Origin of the sequence: Pseudomonas sp. PvP100 (assembly GCF_017833055.1) — a bacterium.
Taxonomy (GTDB): domain Bacteria; phylum Pseudomonadota; class Gammaproteobacteria; order Pseudomonadales; family Pseudomonadaceae; genus Aquipseudomonas; species Aquipseudomonas syringae.
On record NZ_JAFIBO010000001.1, the window covers coordinates 4,960,012 to 4,978,121 of the forward strand.

The following is an 18,110-nucleotide window of genomic DNA, read 5'->3' on the forward strand; positions in this document are numbered from 1 at the left end:
TTGACGTCTTTTGTCCTAAGTATTCGACTGCATCGGCCAGTTATCGGTTAACTGAAGCGATTGAGTCGACACTGACAGCTCAGAACAAGCGGGCGAGAAGGGCCGTTACAGCGGTTTCGACGCGCAGGATGCGTTCGCCCAGTTGCACGGGCTGCAAACCTGACTGACGCAACAGATCGATTTCGTAGGGTATCCAGCCACCTTCAGGGCCGATGGCCAATGTGACTTGCTCTGTGGCTGCACGCGGGCAGGCGGGGAAATCACCAGGATGGCCAACCAGGCCCAGTGTATCGAGCGCGATCTGTGGCAAGCGATCTTCAACGAAAGGCTTGAAGCGCTTTTCGATCACGATTTCAGGCAGCACCGAATCGCGCGCCTGCTCCAGGCCCAGAATCAGTTGCTCGCGGATGGCCTCGGGCTCTAGAAACGGCGTCTGCCAGAAGCTTTTTTCCACTCTGTAACTGTTCAGCAGGATGACTTTCGGCACGCCCATGGTCGCGACGGTCTGAAACACCCGGCGTAACATCTTGGGGCGTGGCAACGCCAGCAACAGGGTAAGCGGCAGTTTTGCCGGAGGCGCACTCTGTAGCTCGACACGCAGCTCTGCTTCATGGGCTTCAAGGCGCAGCAGTTCGGCGTTGCCCAGCAGGCCGTTGACACGGCCCACCCGCACACTGTCGCCGACCTCTGCGCGGTGCACCTCCTGCATGTGCTTCAGGCGGCGGTCACGCAGGACCACCCGGTCAGCCGCAATGAAATCGGCTTCCTCAAGCAGCAGCAGATTCACGGTGTGGTCGCGGGCGGCTGGTCCTGCTTGTCAGCGTCCTCGGCCTGGTCGTCCGGATGTTCACCTCGCTTCTTGATCATCGTGCTGCACAGTACGCCCAGCTCGAAGAGCAGCCACATCGGCACTGCCAGCAGCGTTTGCGAGAAGATGTCCGGCGGCGTCAGGATCATGCCGACCACGAAGCAGGCGATGATCACGTAAGGGCGGATCTTCTTCAGGTACTTGACGTCGACGATGCCGATCCACACCAGCAACACCACGGCCACCGGGATTTCGAAGGCCACGCCAAAGGCGAAGAACAACGTCATTACGAAGTCCAGGTAGCTGGCGATGTCGGTCATCATCGACACGCCTTCCGGCGTCACGCTGGCGAAGAAGTGGAAAATCAGCGGGAAGACCAGGAAGTAGGCAAACGCCATGCCTGCGTAGAACAGGATGATGCTCGACACCAGCAGTGGCACCGCGACGCGTTTCTCGTGCTTGTACAGGCCCGGCGCGATGAAGCCCCAGATCTGATGCAGGATGACCGGCATGGACAGAAACAGCGCGACCATCATGGTCAGCTTGAACGGCGTGATGAACGGCGAAGCCACGTCGGTGGCGATCATCGTTGCGCCTTCAGGCAGATAGACCCGCAGCGGCGCCGAGACCAGTGTGTAGATCTTCTGCGTGAAGTAGAACAGGCCGGCGAAAATCAGGAAGACTGCCGCAACACAGCGCAACAGACGTGTACGCAACTCGGTGAGGTGCGAGATCAGCGGCATTTGCTGATCGTTTTCCGGGATATCAGCGCTCATGGTGCTCGCGGTGGCAATGACGAATCGTGGTCGGAAGGCGTCGGGACCGGTGTGCCGGCGTCAGCCGGTTTCGCGGTTTTCTCCAGCGACAGCGCGGTCTTCGGTGCCGCAGGTTGTGCAGGGCCGATTTCGTGGTGTGCGGCTTCATCGTGCGCGGGACTTGCGGCTTCGGCCGCTGCCGGTGCTGGCGACGGATTTACCGGCTCGGAGCTGTTTTCAGGCGGTTGATTGGGCGCGAACATTTTGCGCGCTTCGTCTTCCAGCGAGAGAATGTGCTCGTTGTGCAGCTGCCGACGAATCTCGTCAGCCCCGATTTCACGTTCAACTTCCTGTTTGATCGCATTGAAGCTGCGCTTCAACCGGCCGATCCATAAGCCTGCGGTGCGTGCAGCACCCGGCAGGCGCTCGGGACCCAGTACCAGCAAGGCAACCAGGCCAACGAGCAGCAGTTCAGAGAAGCTGATACCGAACATGGGCTTAAACCTGGTCTTTGCGGATCGGCTCGTCGACTTTGTGCGCTTGAGCGTCGATGGTATGTGGCTGATTCAGCGGCGAGCCCTGTGGGGCTGGCTGGGCCTGCTGGGGTTGAGGCGCAGGCTGTTCGGCTGGCTTGTCGTCATCATTCATTGCCTTGCGAAAGCCTTTGATCGATTCGCCGACGTCGCTGCCCAGGCCCTTGAGTTTTTTGGTCCCGAAAACCAGTACAACGACGATCAGGATGACGATCCAGTGTTTCCAGTCAAAAATACCCATGAAACAGTCCTCGTAAAAGATTTCAAGCTTGAAAAGGGAGAGCGTTACTCTGCCGTGCGAGCGGCTTTTTCCGCGTGGCCGGACAAGCCGAATCGGCGGTCCAGTTCATCGAGCACGGCCTGTGGGTGCTGACCCAGCGCGGCGAGCATCACCATGCTGTGGAACCACAGGTCAGCGGTTTCATAAATCACGTCACTGCAATCACCGCTGACCGCAGCGTCCTTGGCCGCGATGATGGTCTCGATCGACTCTTCGCCGAGCTTTTCCAGAATCTTGTTCAGGCCCTTGTGATACAGGCTTGCGACATAGGAGCTGTCGGCAGCGGCGTCCTTGCGCGATTCCAGCACTTCGGCCAGACGGGACAACGTATCAGTCATGTTCAATGGCCTGCAGGGTAAATAGCATCAGGATCTTTCAGCACCGGGTCTACGGTCTTCCAGCCTGAATTTTCATACACTCGGTAGAAGCAACTTTCGCGGCCGGTATGGCAAGCGATGCCACCGATCTGCTCGACCATCAGGATAATGACGTCGGCGTCACAGTCCAGGCGCAGTTCATGCAGCTTTTGCACATGACCCGATTCTTCACCTTTGCGCCAGAGTTTGCCACGCGAACGCGACCAATAGATGGCACGATTCTCGGACGCCGTCAGGCTCAGGGCCTCGCGATTCATCCAGGCCATCATCAACACCCGGCCGGTCTTGTGATCCTGAGCGATTGCAGGCACCAGACCGTCGCTGTTCCAGTGAATCTCGTCCAGCCAGTCTTTCATATCTACTCCGGCAGCCGGCTTTCATGCCCGGCGGATTGAACAGTGTGCCAGCGCCGTTCGCTGCTGGCTATCGGCGAACGATCAGATACAGCCCGGCGATCAGCATGATCGCCGCCGGCCATGCGGTGAGCGTCAGCAACTGGGTAGCGGCCTCGCTCATCACCCAGCCCTGTATCGCGCCGCCGACCAGCAATGCCGCACCGATCAGCCGCAGGACCGGCTCGTCCTTACGACCGTGCCATGGGCGCGGCGGATCCGAGGCGTGCGGGCGGGACATGCGCTCCAGCAGATCACGGGTCATGCCTGCGATGTGCGGCAATTGCTCGACCTGTGATTGCAGATTGCCCAGCAGGGTTTTCGGGCTGACCCGTTCACGCATCCAGCGCTCCAGATAAGGCTGCGCGGTGCTCCACAGGTCCAGTTCAGGGTACAGCTGACGACCCAGCCCCTCGATGTTGAGCAGGGTCTTTTGCAGCAGGACCAGTTGCGGCTGGACTTCCATATTGAAGCGTCGCGCGGTCTGGAACAGACGCATCAGCACCTGACCAAAGGAAATATCCTTGAGCGGCTTTTCGAAAATCGGCTCGCAGACCGTACGGATGGCCGCTTCGAATTCATTGAGCTTGGTCTCTGCCGGCACCCAGCCCGAATCGATGTGCAGTTGCGCAACGCGACGATAGTCACGTTTGAAAAAGGCAAACAGGTTACGCGCCAGGTAATCCTGATCTTCCGGGGTCAGGCTGCCGACGATGCCGCAGTCGATGGCAATGTACTTCGGCGCCCACGGGTTGACCGTGCTGACGAAAATGTTGCCGGGGTGCATGTCGGCGTGGAAGAAACTGTCGCGAAAAATCTGCGTGAAAAAGATTTCCACGCCGCGCTCGGCGAGCAGTTTCATGTCGGTGCGCTGATCCGCCAGCCCGGCCATGTCGGTGACCTGAAGGCCGTAGATGCGCTCCATGACCAACACTTTCGGGCGGCACCAGTCCCAGTAGACTTGTGGCACGTAGAGAAGGTCAGAGCCTTCGAAGTTGCGTCGTAACTGGCTGGCGTTGGCCGCTTCACGCAGCAGGTCGAGTTCGTCGTAGATGGTCTTTTCATAATCCATCACCACCTGCACCGGGTGCAGCAGGCGGGCATCGGCGGAAACGCGCTCGGCGGTGCGGGCCAGAATGAACAGCCACGCAAGATCCTGTCCGATGATCGGCTTGAGGCCGGGGCGTACCACTTTGACTACGACTTCTTCGCCGGTCTTCAGGCAGGCGGCATGCACCTGAGCGACCGAAGCGGACGCCAGCGGCTTCTCGTCGAAGCGGCTGAACACGTCACAGATGCGCGCGCCGAGCTGTTCTTCGATCAGCTTGATCGCCAATTGCTGATCGAACGGCGGCACGCGGTCCTGCAGCAGCATCAGTTCGTCGGCGATGTCCTCGGGCAGCAGGTCGCGCCGGGTGGACAGCAGTTGCCCGAACTTGATGAAAATCGGCCCCAGGTCCTGGAGCGCCAGACGAAAGCGTACGCCCCGGCTCAGCTCGGATTTACGCCGTGGCAGCCAGCGCCAGGGCAGCACGAAACGCAGCGCGAGCATCCACCACGGCAGGGGCAGGGCGAACAACAGGTCATCAAGGCGATAGCGGATAACGACACGTTGAATGCGAAACAGACGGCGGACGGCAAGCAGCTTCATGCGTTATCGCTGGTATTGAGGGAGTGGGCAAGGCGGGCAAAGCGCGCCTCGAGGCGTTCCAGATCGAGCTTGATCTGATCGAGTTCGGCGAATCGTGCTTCGGCTTCGTGTTTGCCTACAAGGGTGCGCGATTCTTCGCTGAGGTAGTCGGCAATGTTCTGGCTGAGGCTGTTGAAGCTTTCCCGTGTCCAGCGCCCACTGTTGCGCAGGTGACTGCTGAACAACTGGCTGGCCACCGGGCCGATCCAGTTGGACAGCTCGTGCTCCCAGTCCAGTTCCAGGTCCTGAAGAATGCCGACCAGTTCCAGCAGCGCGCCGCTGTCACCGTCGAGTTCGACGTCCGGGCCGTGCAGCACAGCGGTCTTGTCCTTGCTCAGGGCCAGGCGCACCAGGCTGGAAGCCGGCGCGCGCAGGGTGCAGTCAGCCTCGGCTGCCCAGTCAGCGGCGAGCAGCAAGCCTTCGTCGCTGGGCAGGATGAACAGCTTCAGGGACGGATCGCGACAGTCCACCGCAATGACTCGCCCGGACAGACGCGCCATGCGTGGCAGCGCGGTGCTGTCCAGGCGCAGCACCCGATTGATGCCGTGCTCGATACTGGCGAGCAGCCCCCGGAGCAACATCAGGGTTTGATACCGCGATGCAGGGCAACGACGCCGGCAGTCATGTTGTGATAGGTCACGCGGTCAAAACCGGCTTCTACCATCATCGACTTGAGGGTTTCCTGGTTGGGGTGCATGCGGATCGATTCGGCCAGATAACGGTAGCTTTCCGAGTCATTGGTGACCAGCTTGCCCATCAACGGCATGAACGCGAACGAGTAGGCGTCGTAGGCCTTGGACATCAGCTTGTTGGTCGGCTTGGAGAACTCCAGCACCAGCAGACGACCACCCGGCTTGAGCACGCGCAGCATGGAACGCAGCGCGTCTTCCTTGTGCGTCACGTTGCGCAGGCCGAATGCGATGGTCACGCAGTCGAAATGATTGTCCGGGAATGGCAGTTTTTCGGCGTCTGCCTGGACGAACTCGACGTTGCCCGCCACACCCAGGTCCAGCAGGCGATCACGGCCGACCTTGAGCATGGAAGCGTTGATGTCAGCCAGGACCACCTGGCCGGTCGGGCCGACCAGGTTAGAGAATTTGCGGGTCAGGTCGCCCGTGCCGCCAGCAATGTCCAGCACGCGGTTACCGGTGCGGACGCCGGACAGCTCGATCGCGAAACGCTTCCACAGGCGATGCATGCCGCCGGACAGCAGGTCGTTCATCAGGTCGTACTTGGCCGCCACCGAATGGAAAACCTCAGCGACTTTTTCTGCCTTCTGGCTTTCCGGTACATTTTTGTAACCGAAGTGAGTCGTAGGTTCGGCATCGCTGCCTTTGCGCTGATCGTTCATATCGCTTCACCGGAATAGAGTGCGGGTCATTCTAATCGCCAAGGCCGGCTTTGTCTTGACAAGGCTCACCTGCAACGCTTTCTTGGATGCGGGCGGGTGTATATAGTTGCGCCGCATTTCATATGACGATCAAGGAAGCCTCCGATGGCCAAGATAACCGTTGAACGCCCGCACGCCCTGGGCCTCGAGAAGGCTCGCGAAAAGGCCGAGCAACTGGTCGAGAAGCTTTCCACCCGATACGGACTGGCTCACGAATGGGCTGGCGATACCGTAAAACTGGAGGGCAAGGGCGCCAAGGGCGAGGTCGAGGTCGAAGAGGCTTTGATCCGCGTCAACATCGAGCTGAACTTTATCCTGTCGGCCATGAGCGGTTCGATCAAGACAGAAGTCGAGCGCGTTCTGGACAAGGCGCTCGCTGCCTGAACGCCGTATGCAGACCTGCTGATTTTTCTTCGCCCTCCGTGTGTTCATGCGCTCTTTTATGAGCGCAAATCGACAGAATCGAGCGTGCTTTCGACCTTCGAGTCGCAAAGGCCTTGAACCGGGTCGGTATCCCGTCTAAACATGATGTAGACACGCTCTTTGCCTGGCTCGATGAGCTGAGGGCATTGCTTGAGCGTGTCGGGCCGATAAAAGCTCGAACGCTGCGTGCCGAAACGACTCGGGCGTTCCAAGTCTGGACGATAAGGAGAACAGGATGGCTGGCAAGAAAAAAACCGACAAAGATGGCAGCTCCTGGATGGGCGAGGTTGAGAAGTACTCTCGTCAGATCTGGCTGGCTGGTTTGGGCGCGTATTCCAAGATCAGCGATGATGGCAGCAAGCTGTTCGATACCCTGGTGAAGGACGGCGAGAAGGCCGAGAAACTGACCAAGGTCGAAGCGCAGAAACAGCTCGATGACGTCAAGAACACCAGCAAGTCGGCCAAGTCCCGCGTGGACGACGTGAAAGACCTCGCGGTTGGCAAGTGGAACGAGCTGGAAGAGGCTTTCGACAAGCGCCTGAACGGCGCGATTTCGCGTCTGGGTGTGCCGAGCCGCAGTGAAGTACAGGCGCTGCACAGCAAGGTCGACCAGCTGACCCGGCAGATCGAGCTATTGGTGGACGCGAAAGCCAAACCGGCTGCCTCACGCACGTTGGCGGCCAAACCTACAGCGGCGAAAAGCGCGGCGAAACCTGTGGACAAGGCTGCGGCCAAGCCTGTCGCCAAAGCGGCGGACAAGAGCGTAGCGGCCAGGCCAGCCGTCAAGAAAGCAGCGGCCAGGCCCGTCGAGGCTGCCAACAAGCCTGCCGCTGCGAGCACCGGCAAAACCAGCACCCCGACCAAACCTGCAGCAGCAAAAAAGCCAGCGGCAAGAAAGCCGGCGGCCAAACCTGCTACCAAGCCCTCTACGCCGGCCGCATCGGAAAAACCCGCTATTCAGTCCTGATACCCGGCTGCAACAAACCAGACCGGACGCAGAGCGTCCCGAACGGCATACCCACGCGGAGCATGGGCACGATGGTGTTCTTACGGGCACCTATCGTTCCTCACGCTCCAGCATCGGTACGATGGTGTTCTTGCGGACACCTGCGAGGCGGTTCAGAGCATCAGTTTGATGACGTGTTCGGAAGGGTCGCGGGACTTGCCGGCTTTTTCGAGTTCCTGCAAGTAGTCTTCCCACAGCGACGCCTGGCGTGTGGCCAGTTCGTACAGGTATTCCCAAGTAAACAGGCCGCTGTCATGGCCGTCATCGAAGGTCAGTTTCAGCGCATATTGCCCGGCGGGCTCGACCTTGGTCAGGCCGACTCCCAGTTTGCCGAATTGCAGGATCGGCCGGCCGTGGCCCTGAACCTCGGCAGAAGGGGAATGCACCCGCAGAAATTCGGCGGGCAAATGGTATTCCTCATCCGGCGCGTATTTCAGCGTCAGGGTTTTGGAGGCTTTATGCAGTTGGATGGCGGTTGGGAGCATTAAGAACAGCCTCAAGTTTTAAGCTGCAAGCTTCAAGCAGAAGCAAAAAAGCTGCAAGCGTGAACAACCGCTTGCAGCTTGCAGCTTGCAGCTTGCAGCTAATAGCTTGCAGCTTCAGAGAATATAACGCGACAGGTCTTCGTTTTCTGCCAGATCACCGAGGTGGCTGTTGACGTATTCCGCGTCGATCTCGATCGGCGCTGCGTCAGGGCTGATGGCCAGGTCACCGGCGCTGAACGAGACTTCCTCAAGCAGGCGCTCAAGCAGCGTGTGCAGGCGGCGGGCACCGATGTTCTCGGTCTTCTCGTTGACCTGCCAGGCAATCTCGGCCAGGCGCTTGATGCCTTCAGGCTTGAACTCGATCTTCAGGCCTTCGGTCTTGAGCAGCTCGCGGTACTGTTCGGTCAACGACGCATGCGGCTCGCTGAGGATGCGCTCGAAGTCTTGGGGCGACAGCGCCTTGAGTTCAACGCGGATCGGCAGACGGCCTTGCAGCTCGGGGACCAGATCGCTGGGTTTGCTCAAATGGAACGCACCCGAGGCGATAAACAGGATGTGGTCGGTCTTGACCATGCCCAGTTTGGTATTCACCGTGCAACCTTCGATCAGCGGCAGCAGGTCGCGCTGCACGCCTTCACGGGATACGTCGACACCGCCCGAATTACCGCGTTTGGCAACTTTGTCGATCTCGTCGATGAACACGATGCCATGTTGCTCGACCGCTTCCAGCGCCTTGGCTTTCAGCTCTTCTTCATTGACCAGACGGCCCGCTTCTTCTTCGCGTACCAGCTTGAGCGCTTCCTTGACCTTGAGCTTGCGGCTCTTGGTCTTGCCCTTGCCCATATTGGCAAACAGGCTCTGCAACTGATTGGTCATCTCTTCCATGCCAGGCGGCGCAGAGATATCGACACCAACCGCTTCGTTGATCTCGATCTCGATTTCCTTGTCATCCAGCTGGCCTTCGCGCAGGCGCTTGCGGAACAGCTGACGGGTATTGGAATCGCTGCTCTGCGCCGGATCTTCGTTGAAGCCGACCCGAGCCGGTGGCAACAGGGCATCGAGGATGCGCTCTTCGGCGGCATCTTCGGCACGATGACGCACCTTGACGATTTCCTGTTCACGCAGCAGCTTGATCGCGGCATCAGCCAGATCACGGATGATCGACTCTACATCGCGACCTACATAACCCACTTCGGTGAATTTGGTGGCTTCGACCTTAATGAACGGTGCGTTGGCGAGCTTGGCCAGACGACGGGCGATTTCGGTCTTGCCGACACCGGTCGGGCCGATCATCAGAATGTTCTTGGGGGTTACTTCGACACGCAGTTCTTCAGGCAACTGCATGCGGCGCCAGCGATTGCGCAGGGCAATGGCCACGGCGCGCTTGGCATCGTCCTGGCCGATGATATGGCGATTGAGTTCATGGACGATTTCGCGGGGAGTCATTGACATGGTTATTCACGGTCCTCTGTTGCGGGCAAGTCGATGGGGCCGCAGGGTGTGCGGCCCGGCAGCGGCTTAGCCAGCGAGGTCCTGCTCCTCAATGGTGATGTTGTGGTTGGTGAACACGCAAATGTCGCCGGCGATATGCAGGGAAGTCTCGGCAATTTCGCGGGCCGACAGGTCGGTCTTGAGCAGCAGGGCGCGTGCTGCGGCCTGAGCGAATGCGCCGCCGGAGCCCATGGCGATCAGGCCGTCCTCGGGCTCGACCACGTCACCGTTGCCGGTGATGATCAGCGAGGCGTCCTTGTTGGCGACGGCCAGCATGGCTTCGAGACGGCTCAGCGAGCGATCGGTGCGCCAGTCCTTGGCCAGTTCGACGGCTGCACGAACCAGATGCCCCTGGTGTTTTTCCAGTTGGGCCTCGAAGCGTTCGAACAGCGTGAATGCATCGGCGGTCGCGCCAGCGAATCCGGCGATCACTTCACCGTGATACAGGCGGCGTACCTTTTTGGCGTTGCCTTTCATGACGGTGTTGCCCAGAGAAACCTGGCCGTCGCCAGCCATGACGACTTTACCGTGGCGGCGCACTGAAACGATGGTGGTCAAGGGAGAGTCTCCACACTGCGGGGCGAAAATGCCCTGATGCAAACTCATATGGGGGTGTGGGTGAGTATTTCAACCTTGGGGATGAATCGGGGGGAATGACCGTATGATTCTTGTCCCAACTCTTTAAGCGGACCGGGCGACGCTTCGTTTGTCCGCGATCTCCCGGTTTTTGTAGCGGACAGAAGGCCGTTTTGATTCTGCCCAACGGGCGTAGGAGCGGACTTGTCCGCGATGGGCTGCGAAGCGGCCCCCAAACAGGCTGCCTCGGCTGGGTCTGATACACCGATGCGGCTGGTTTTGCTGCCGGTTCCCGGCAGATCGCGGACAAGTCCGCTCCTACGCCCTTCGGGCAGAAGCTCCGTTCTCCGTGCTCATCGAAAACACGCGATGAGCACGGAAACAGCGGCGCTTTGGCTAGCGGCTCTGACGCTGTTGCAACAACAGGTTACTAAATCCGCCGCTTGCCAGTTGTTTCTGCGCGGTGGTCAGCTGTTCGCGGTTGCTGAACGGGCCGACCAGTACGCGGTACCAGGTTTCATCCTTGACGGTGCCCGACTCGACGGTAGAGGTCTGGCCCAGCAGGATGATTTGCGCGCGGACTTTCTCGGCGTCAGCCTGTTTGCGGAACGAGCCCGCCTGCAGGAAGAACGTCGTCACCGCTGCCGGCTTGGTCGTCGCAACTGCGGGCGCTGGCGGAGGCGTCAGGCCGCTGAGGGCTGCCTGGGCGCGTGCCGTGTCGATCTTGGCTGCCTGTTCCGGCGAGACCGGTGCTGTCGGTGCCACGGGCGGCGGGGTCTTCTCCGGCACGGCTTCGTTCGGCACGATCACTTCCGACTCCGGCAGCAATGTGTAGAAGTCGTACTTGGGTTTGACCGGCGCCGTAGGGCTTGGCGGTGTCTTGTTCGCTTCGGCGATCTTTGCAGCCTTGGCGTCTGCCCTGACCCGCTTGACGTCATCACCACCGGGTTCGAGCTTCATCAAAAAGACCACGAACGCGCCCACGGTCAAGCCAATCGCCAGCCACAACCATCCTGGAATAGGCTTCTTCGCGGGTGCCTGATAACGGCTGGCGCCCCGCTTGGGTGCCGGTTTCTTCTTCGCAACTGCCAACTTACATACGCTCCAGAGTTTCCAGACCCAACAGGTCCAGGCCTTGCTTGAGGGTGCGGCCGGTCAGTGCAGCCAGCCGCAGACGGCTCTGTTGCTGATCGGGGTTTTCCGCACCAAGGATCGGGCAGTTTTCGTAAAAGCTCGAAAACAGACCCGCAAGGTCATACAGGTAAGCACAAAGTACGTGCGGCGTGCCTTTTTCTGCGACGTTGTTCAGTGTTTCGGTGAACTGCGCCAGACGTGCGGCCAGTTCCTGTTCCTGCGGCGCGGCGAGGACAATCTGGCCCTTGCTGGCGTCAAACGCGCTGCCCAGCTTGCGGAATACGCCGGCCACACGGGTGTAGGCGTACAGCAGATAGGGCGCGGTGTTGCCTTCGAAACTGAGCATCTGATCGAAGTTGAAGCTGTAATCGCTGGCGCGGTGCTTGGACAGGTCGGCGTATTTCACCGCACTGATGCCCACGGCCTTGGCGATGCTGCGCAATTCCGCTTCGGCGACTTCCGGGTTCTTTTCCTTGACCAGGGTGTAGGCACGCTCTTCGGCTTCATCGAGCAGGTCGATGAGCTTGACCGTGCCGCCATCGCGGGTCTTGAACGGGCGGCCATCGGCGCCGTTCATGGTTCCGAAGCCCATGTGTTCCAGTTGCATGCCGTCATGCACGAAACCTGCGCGGCGCGCCACTTCGAACACCTGCTGGAAGTGCAGGGCCTGACGCTGGTCGACGAAATACAGCACGCGGTCGGCCTTGAGCACCTTGCTGCGATAGCGGATCGCTGCCAGGTCTGTGGTGGCATACAGATAACCGCCACCGGCCTTCTGCACGATGACCGGCAACGGCGTGTCATCGGCGGTGCGGAATTCTTCGAGGAACACGCATTTTGCGCCATTACTCTCGACCAGCAGGCCCGAGGCTTTCAGGTCGTTGACCACATTGGCCAGGTCATCGTTATAGGCGCTTTCGCCCATCACGTCGGCCGGGGTCAGCTTGACGTTGAGGCGCTCGTAGGTTTCCTGGCAGTGCGACAGCGAGATGTCCTTGAAGCGCGTCCACAGCGCCATGCACTCGGCATCGCCGGCCTGCAGCTTGACCACCAGACCACGAGCACGCTCGGCGAACTCTTCGGACTCGTCAAAGCGCTGCTTGGCGGCGCGGTAGAAGTTTTCCAGGTCGGACAGCTCGTCGCTGGTCGCCGGCTTTTCCTGCAGATAGGCCAGCAGCATGCCGAACTGGGTACCCCAGTCGCCCACGTGGTTCTGACGAATGACCGTGTCGCCGAGAAACGTCAGGACGTTCGCCACGCCGTCGCCAATAATGGTCGAGCGCAAATGGCCAACGTGCATTTCCTTGGCCAGGTTCGGTGCCGACAGATCGACGACCACGCGCTGTGCAGCGCCCGCCTTGCGCACCGAGAGGTGCGCGTCGGCCAGTGCAGCGTCGAGGCGTGCGGCCAGCGCGGCAGTGTTCTGGAAGAAGTTCAGGAAGCCCGGGCCGGCAATTTCGACCTTGCTGACCTGCTCGTCGGCCGGCAGCGCGGCGATCAGCTTTTCAGCCAGATCGCGCGGTTTCATGCCGGCAGGCTTGGCGAGCATCATCGCGATATTGCTGGCGAAGTCGCCGTGCGTCTTGTCGCGGGCGTTTTCCACCTGGATCGCCGGCGTCAGCCCTTCTGGCAAGACGCCCTCGGTGACGAGACGGGTCAGGGCTTGTTGAATCAGCTGGCGAATCGTGTCTTTCATGGTGCTCTCTTCGACCGCAAGCGCGGTGGCGCTTCGATGCGCGGGTGGAAAAACTCCGCATTATCCGTTGCTCAAGCCTGCTTGCCAACGGCGTGACTTAATAAAGATCCACAGGATCCACATCCAGCGACCATCTGACCTGCCGACCGCTGGGCATTTGCTCCAGCGCGAGCAGCCAGGTGGCAAGCAATTTATGCAAGGGTGCGCGGGCGCTGGACTGCACCAGCAGTTGCGCACGATAACGCCCGGCGCGGCGTTCCATCGGTGCCGGAACCGGGCCCAGCAGCTCGATGCCGCCCAGCGCCATCTGCGCAACCAGTTGCTCCGCATCGCTGCAGGCCTGATCGAGAAAGGCCTCGGCCTGTCCCGGCTTGTGCGCTTCAGCGCGCAGCAGGGCGAGGTGTGAAAACGGTGGTAGCCCCGCCGAACGGCGCTCGCTCAAGGCCTGTTCGGCAAAGGCGAAATAACCCTGCTCGGTCAGCTGGATCAGCAGTGGGTGGTCGGCCAGGTGGGTCTGGATGATCACCTTGCCAGGCTCTTCGGCGCGCCCGGCACGACCTGCCACCTGCACGATTAATTGCGCCATGCGCTCGCTGGCGCGGAAGTCGCCGGAAAACAGCCCGCCGTCGGCGTCCAGAATCGAGACCAGCGTGACCCGGGGAAAGTGATGGCCCTTGGCTAGCATTTGCGTGCCGACCAGAATGCATGGCTGACCGCGCTGGATCGTCGTGAACAGCTGGTTCATGGCGTCCTTGCGCGACGTGCTGTCGCGGTCGACACGCAGTACGGGGTAGTCCGGAAACAGAATCGCCAGGCGCTCTTCGGCGCGCTCTGTTCCCGCGCCTACCGGGCGCAAATCCACTTTGCCACACGATGGGCACTGACGCGGTACGCGTTCGACATACCCGCAGTGATGGCAGCGCAGCTCGCCCGAGCGCTGGTGCACGGTCATGCGTGCATCGCAGCGTTGGCAGCCGGACATCCAGCCGCAGTCGTGGCACAGCAAGGTTGGCGCAAAGCCGCGACGGTTGAGGAATACCAAGACCTGCTGGCCTGCCGCGAGCGTCTGGCCGATGGCCTGCTGCATGGGCCCGGAGATGCCGCTGTCCAGCGGTCGGCTCTTGACGTCCAGGCGCATGAAACGCGGCTGCTGTGCGCCGCCCGCGCGCTCATTCAGGCGCAGCAGGCCGTAGCGGCCGGTGTAAGCGTTGTGCAGGCTTTCCAAAGACGGTGTGGCCGAGCCAAGGACAATCGGAATGTTTTCCTGACGCGCCCGCACCAAGGCCAGATCGCGGGCGTGATAGCGCAGACCTTCCTGCTGTTTATAGGAGCCGTCGTGTTCTTCGTCGATGATGATCAGGCCGGGGTTTTTCATCGGCGTGAACAGCGCCGAACGCGTGCCGATGATGATGTCCGCCTCGCCATCGCGAGCTGCCAGCCAGGCATCCAGCCGTTCGCGGTCGTTGACCGCCGAGTGGACCAGCGCAATGCGCGCATTGAAGCGTTGCTCGAAGCGCGCCAGGGTCTGCGGGCCGAGGTTGATTTCCGGGATCAGCACCAGCGCCTGCTTGCCGGCTTCGAGGGTTTCGCGGATCAGTTGCAGATAGACTTCAGTCTTGCCGCTGCCGGTGACGCCGGCCAGCAGAAACGCATGAAAGCTGTCGAACCCGGCGCGGATCGCTTCGTAAGCGGCGCGTTGTTCGGTGTTGAGCGGCAATTCAGGCTGGGCCAGCCAGTGTTCATGGCGTGCGCTGGGCGCATGGCTGCGGACCTCGACGTACACCAGCTCCTTGGCCAGCAACAGGTTGAGGCTGTCCTTGTTAAGCATCAGCTTGCTGAGCAGTTGATGCGCCACCCCGTGCGGGTGCTGGGCAAGAGTGGTCAGGGCCTCGCGCTGCTTGGGCGCGCGGGCGATGCGCGGATCGTCGACGCTGGCGCCCGGGGCCACGTGCCAGAAGCGTTCCTGGCGACTTTCGGCCAGTTCGCCCTGACGCAACAGCACCGGCAAGGCCCAGCTCAGTGTGTCTCCGAGGCTGTGCTGGTAGTACTGCGAGGTCCACAGGCACAGCTTGAACAGCGCAGGTGGCAGCGGCGCTTCGCTGTCGAGCAGGGCGATCGCCGGCTTGAGCTTGTCGGCGGGCACTTCGCTGTGATCGACCACTTCTACCAGAATGCCGATCATTTCCCGGCGTCCGAACGGCACTCGCAGACGCATGCCCGGCTGCAAGGCGCTGCGCGACACGCCCGCTGGGGCGCGGTAGTCGAACAGGCGGCGAAGCGGCGAGGGCAGGGCAAGGCGCAGGATGGCGTCGGGCACGCGGTGTTTCCCTGTGGTGATAAGTGATGACGGAGGCGCGATCTTAGCAGACGACCGGTGTGAAGGTTCGCTTGCGTCGTTGCGATTGTCTGGTACTATCCGCAGCCTATTTCCGTGCGGTATTCAACAATAGTGTTGAGTGGCGGCGCGTTAGACCGAGGAAGTACCGATGAAAGCTGATATCCATCCAGTTTACGAAGCCATTGACGCTACCTGCAGCTGCGGCAATGTCATCAAGACCCGTTCCACCCTGGCCGCTCCTCTGAGCCTGGACGTGTGCAACGAGTGCCACCCGTTCTACACCGGCAAGCAGAAGACGCTTGACGTTGGCGGCCGTGTCGACAAGTTCAAATCCCGTTTCGGTGCGTTCGGCGCTACCAAAGCGAAGTAAGACTGGCTGCCCGATGGGCATCTCCAGGCTGCTTGAAAAGGCGCTCCTTGTGGGCGTCTTTTTTATGCCCGCGATTTGGGTGTCCGGCGCGCAGGCCTTCTGCCCGGCACCTGCCTCGTTGCCGGTCGCGCAGGTACAGCGTGTGGTCGACGGCGATACCCTGAAGCTGACCGATGGCCGCAATGTGCGGATGATCGGGCTCAATACGCCTGAAACCGGCAGGAAAGGCCGGTCGGCCGAACCGTTTGCCGAGGCGGCGAAAAAGCGCTTGCAGACGCTGGTCAATGAAAGCGGCGGCAAGGTCAGGCTGCGTATCGGCCTGCAGGGCAAGGATCATTACGGCCGCACGCTGGCCAACGTCTATGACCGTAGAGGCGCCAACCTTGAGGCGCAGTTGCTCAGCGAAGGGCTGGGTTACCTGGTGGCCGTTGCGCCTAATGTGACTCTGGTCGATTGCCAGCAGGTCGCGGAGCGTCAGGCACGTCAGGCGCGGCTGGGTGTGTGGCGCCATTCGCCGGTGCAGTCCTCGGCCCGACTGAGCAAAAGCGGTTTCGCGATTGTGTCCGGTCAGGTCAAGCGTGTGCAGCGCAACCGCGGCGGCATCTGGATCGAGTTGCAGGGCTCGCTGGTCCTGCGTATCGCGCCTGCCCACCTGAGTGCCTTCGATACGGCGATGCTCAAGCGCTTCGAAGGACGGCAGGTCGAAGCGCGTGGCTGGGTGGTCGATCGCTCCCGGCGTGGGGGCCTGAAAAAAGGGCAGTCCCGCTGGCAGCTGTCACTGACTCATCCCGCAATGCTGGACCTTTCACGCCGTTAGAAGCGCCCTTCAAACCAGTGATCTGACGAGCGTGACCGAGTGTTCACGTTTCAGCCCTCTAAGCGTAAAGTCTAAGCCCGAGCCTATTGACAGCAGTGACTGGTCAGTCTTGTTAGGACTATGCATCTTGCGTATCCTCGGCGGTCCGTCTGTCCCACAGTAAAAAAAGCGGAATCCAATACATGTCAGATCTGAAAACTGCCGCGCTCGAATACCATGCCAATCCTCGTCCGGGGAAGCTGAGCGTCGAACTCACCAAGCCGACTGCAACCGCTCGTGACCTGGCTCTGGCCTACAGCCCTGGCGTTGCTGAACCCGTGCGTGAAATTGCCCGTGACCCCGAGCTGGCTTACAAGTACACCGGCAAAGGCAATCTGGTAGCAGTTATTTCCGATGGTACCGCGATTCTCGGCCTCGGCGATCTGGGGCCATTGGCTTCCAAGCCGGTTATGGAAGGTAAAGGGGTTCTGTTCAAGCGCTTCGCCGGTATCGACGTTTTCGATATCGAAGTCGATTCCGAAAGCCCGCAGGCGTTCATCGACACCGTCAAGCGTATTTCCATCACCTTCGGTGGCATCAACCTGGAAGACATCAAGGCGCCTGAGTGCTTTGAAATCGAGAAGGCGCTGATCGAACAGTGCGACATCCCGGTTTTCCACGATGACCAGCACGGCACCGCTATCGTGACGGCGGCCGGCATGATCAACGCACTGGAAATCGTCGGCAAGACCCTCGATTCAGCGAAGATCGTCTGCCTGGGCGCTGGCGCTGCGGCCATCTCCTGCATGAAGCTGCTGGTGAGCATGGGCGCGAAGATCGAAAACATCTTCATGGTCGACCGTACCGGCGTTGTCCACTCCGGCCGTACCGACCTGAACCAGTACAAGGCTGCATTCGCTCACGCGACCGAGAAGCGCTCGCTGACTGACGCGCTGGATGGCGCTGACGTATTTGTAGGCCTGTCCGGTCCTAACCTGCTGAGCGCTGAAAACCTCAAGCTGATGGCCAAGGATCCGATCGTGTTCGCCTGCTCGAACCCTGATCCGGAAATCTCCCCGGAACTGGCTCACGCCACCCGCAGCGACGTGATCATGGCCACTGGTCGTTCGGACTACCCGAACCAGGTCAACAACGTGCTCGGCTTCCCGTTCATTTTCCGTGGTGCTCTGGACGTTCGCGCCAAGCGCATCAACGAAGAAATGAAAATCGCCGCGGCCAACGCCCTGCGCGAACTGGCCAAGCTGCCTGTGCCTCAGGAAGTCAGCGACGCCTACGGCGGTATCAAACTGGAATTCGGTCGTGAGTACATCATTCCGAAGCCAATGGATACCCGCCTGCTGGGCCTGATCTCCGATGCAGTGGCCAAGGCCGCCATCGAGACCGGTGTTGCCACCCTGCCGTATCCGAAGCACTACCCGCTGACCAGCGTGGACGACGTGTTCAAGGGTTGATCCCTGACCCAATAAAAAACCCCTGCAGCGATGCAGGGGTTTTTTTATGCCTTGGATACCCTGCTCTTGTGGGGCATTTTCAGGGATTGAACTGGCCT

Annotated in this window: 20 protein-coding genes and 1 pseudogene; 6 read left to right on the plus strand and 15 right to left on the minus strand. The window is 60.6% G+C overall.

All coding sequences use genetic code 11. From position 1 onward, the window contains the following. Positions 1-79 precede the first annotated feature (79 nt). From JOE39_RS21460 to ubiE, 9 genes are all read right to left on the minus strand, one after another. Positions 80-787: a 16S rRNA (uracil(1498)-N(3))-methyltransferase gene (locus JOE39_RS21460; protein ID WP_024664069.1), complete on the minus strand. Its 708-nt coding sequence runs from the start codon at positions 785-787 to the stop codon at positions 80-82. Continuing rightward, entirely contained in the window at positions 784-1,584 is an 801-nt protein-coding gene (gene tatC, locus JOE39_RS21465; RefSeq protein ID WP_003392361.1) for a twin-arginine translocase subunit TatC, read from the minus strand. The genes JOE39_RS21460 and tatC overlap by 4 nt, the downstream gene beginning before the upstream one ends. Continuing rightward, positions 1,581-2,057 carry a Sec-independent protein translocase protein TatB gene (gene tatB / locus JOE39_RS21470; protein ID WP_003316631.1) on the minus strand — a complete coding sequence of 159 codons (477 nt, stop codon included), beginning with the start codon at positions 2,055-2,057 and terminating at the stop codon, positions 1,581-1,583. The genes tatC and tatB overlap by 4 nt, the downstream gene beginning before the upstream one ends. Before the next feature lie 4 nt (positions 2,058-2,061). Next, a complete protein-coding gene (locus JOE39_RS21475) occupies positions 2,062-2,337 on the minus strand; it encodes a twin-arginine translocase TatA/TatE family subunit (protein WP_003316632.1) in 276 nt (91 codons plus the stop codon). Positions 2,338-2,381: 44 nt separating this feature from the next. Continuing rightward, a complete protein-coding gene (locus tag JOE39_RS21480) occupies positions 2,382-2,714 on the minus strand; it encodes a phosphoribosyl-ATP diphosphatase (RefSeq protein ID WP_002551631.1) in 333 nt (110 codons plus the stop codon). A 2-nt stretch (positions 2,715-2,716) separates the two neighbouring features. Then, the gene (gene hisI, locus JOE39_RS21485) at positions 2,717-3,109 is read right to left on the minus strand and encodes a phosphoribosyl-AMP cyclohydrolase (RefSeq protein ID WP_003341415.1); all 393 of its coding nucleotides are present in this window, start codon (positions 3,107-3,109) and stop codon (positions 2,717-2,719) included. A 67-nt stretch (positions 3,110-3,176) separates the two neighbouring features. Then, positions 3,177-4,796, minus strand: a complete 1,620-nt coding sequence (gene ubiB, locus JOE39_RS21490) for a ubiquinone biosynthesis regulatory protein kinase UbiB (RefSeq protein ID WP_004414605.1) — start codon at positions 4,794-4,796, stop codon at positions 3,177-3,179. After that, a complete protein-coding gene (locus JOE39_RS21495) occupies positions 4,793-5,416 on the minus strand; it encodes an SCP2 sterol-binding domain-containing protein (RefSeq protein WP_003392353.1) in 624 nt (207 codons plus the stop codon). The genes ubiB and JOE39_RS21495 overlap by 4 nt, the downstream gene beginning before the upstream one ends. Further along, the gene (gene ubiE / locus JOE39_RS21500) at positions 5,416-6,186 is read right to left on the minus strand and encodes a bifunctional demethylmenaquinone methyltransferase/2-methoxy-6-polyprenyl-1,4-benzoquinol methylase UbiE (RefSeq protein ID WP_003341410.1); all 771 of its coding nucleotides are present in this window, start codon (positions 6,184-6,186) and stop codon (positions 5,416-5,418) included. Before ubiE ends, JOE39_RS21495 begins: the two co-directional genes overlap by 1 nt. Before the next feature lie 144 nt (positions 6,187-6,330). On the opposite strand from ubiE, the gene JOE39_RS21505 reads away from it, so the two are divergent. From JOE39_RS21505 to JOE39_RS21515, 3 genes and pseudogenes are all read left to right on the plus strand, one after another. Further along, entirely contained in the window at positions 6,331-6,609 is a 279-nt protein-coding gene (locus JOE39_RS21505; protein ID WP_003316638.1) for a polyhydroxyalkanoic acid system family protein, read from the plus strand. A 65-nt stretch (positions 6,610-6,674) separates the two neighbouring features. Beyond that, a pseudogene (locus JOE39_RS21510) lies at positions 6,675-6,873 on the plus strand (phasin family protein); the annotation flags it as partial. Positions 6,874-6,883: 10 nt separating this feature from the next. Continuing rightward, entirely contained in the window at positions 6,884-7,615 is a 732-nt protein-coding gene (locus JOE39_RS21515; protein WP_096113178.1) for a phasin family protein, read from the plus strand. A 152-nt stretch (positions 7,616-7,767) separates the two neighbouring features. On the opposite strand, the gene JOE39_RS21520 is transcribed toward JOE39_RS21515, so the two are convergent. The 6 genes from JOE39_RS21520 to JOE39_RS21545 all read right to left on the minus strand — a co-directional run bounded on the left by JOE39_RS21520 (position 7,768) and on the right by JOE39_RS21545 (position 15,353). Continuing rightward, positions 7,768-8,139, minus strand: a complete 372-nt coding sequence (locus JOE39_RS21520) for a DUF971 domain-containing protein (protein WP_003392349.1) — start codon at positions 8,137-8,139, stop codon at positions 7,768-7,770. A 114-nt stretch (positions 8,140-8,253) separates the two neighbouring features. Further along, positions 8,254-9,591: an ATP-dependent protease ATPase subunit HslU gene (gene hslU / locus JOE39_RS21525; protein WP_003316641.1), complete on the minus strand. Its 1,338-nt coding sequence runs from the start codon at positions 9,589-9,591 to the stop codon at positions 8,254-8,256. Positions 9,592-9,657: 66 nt separating this feature from the next. Beyond that, positions 9,658-10,188: an ATP-dependent protease subunit HslV gene (hslV, locus tag JOE39_RS21530; RefSeq protein WP_003392345.1), complete on the minus strand. Its 531-nt coding sequence runs from the start codon at positions 10,186-10,188 to the stop codon at positions 9,658-9,660. A gap of 414 nt (positions 10,189-10,602) precedes the next feature. Further along, the gene (locus tag JOE39_RS21535; RefSeq protein ID WP_004414617.1) at positions 10,603-11,298 is read right to left on the minus strand and encodes an SPOR domain-containing protein; all 696 of its coding nucleotides are present in this window, start codon (positions 11,296-11,298) and stop codon (positions 10,603-10,605) included. Position 11,299: 1 nt separating this feature from the next. Continuing rightward, entirely contained in the window at positions 11,300-13,036 is a 1,737-nt protein-coding gene (gene argS / locus JOE39_RS21540) for an arginine--tRNA ligase (protein ID WP_210078303.1), read from the minus strand. Positions 13,037-13,133: 97 nt separating this feature from the next. Next, entirely contained in the window at positions 13,134-15,353 is a 2,220-nt protein-coding gene (locus JOE39_RS21545) for a primosomal protein N' (RefSeq protein WP_003341399.1), read from the minus strand. 169 nt (positions 15,354-15,522) lie between these two features. On the opposite strand from JOE39_RS21545, the gene rpmE reads away from it, so the two are divergent. The 3 genes from rpmE to JOE39_RS21560 all read left to right on the plus strand — a co-directional run bounded on the left by rpmE (position 15,523) and on the right by JOE39_RS21560 (position 18,012). After that, complete coding sequence (gene rpmE, locus JOE39_RS21550; protein ID WP_002551648.1) at positions 15,523-15,744, plus strand: 50S ribosomal protein L31; 222 nt, start codon at positions 15,523-15,525, stop codon at positions 15,742-15,744. Between the two features lie 13 nt (positions 15,745-15,757). Then, positions 15,758-16,561, plus strand: a complete 804-nt coding sequence (locus JOE39_RS21555; protein ID WP_210078301.1) for a thermonuclease family protein — start codon at positions 15,758-15,760, stop codon at positions 16,559-16,561. A 182-nt stretch (positions 16,562-16,743) separates the two neighbouring features. Continuing rightward, positions 16,744-18,012 (plus strand): malic enzyme-like NAD(P)-binding protein, encoded by a 1,269-nt coding sequence (locus JOE39_RS21560; protein ID WP_003316648.1) that lies wholly within the window; start codon positions 16,744-16,746, stop codon positions 18,010-18,012. Positions 18,013-18,110: the final 98 nt, after the last annotated feature.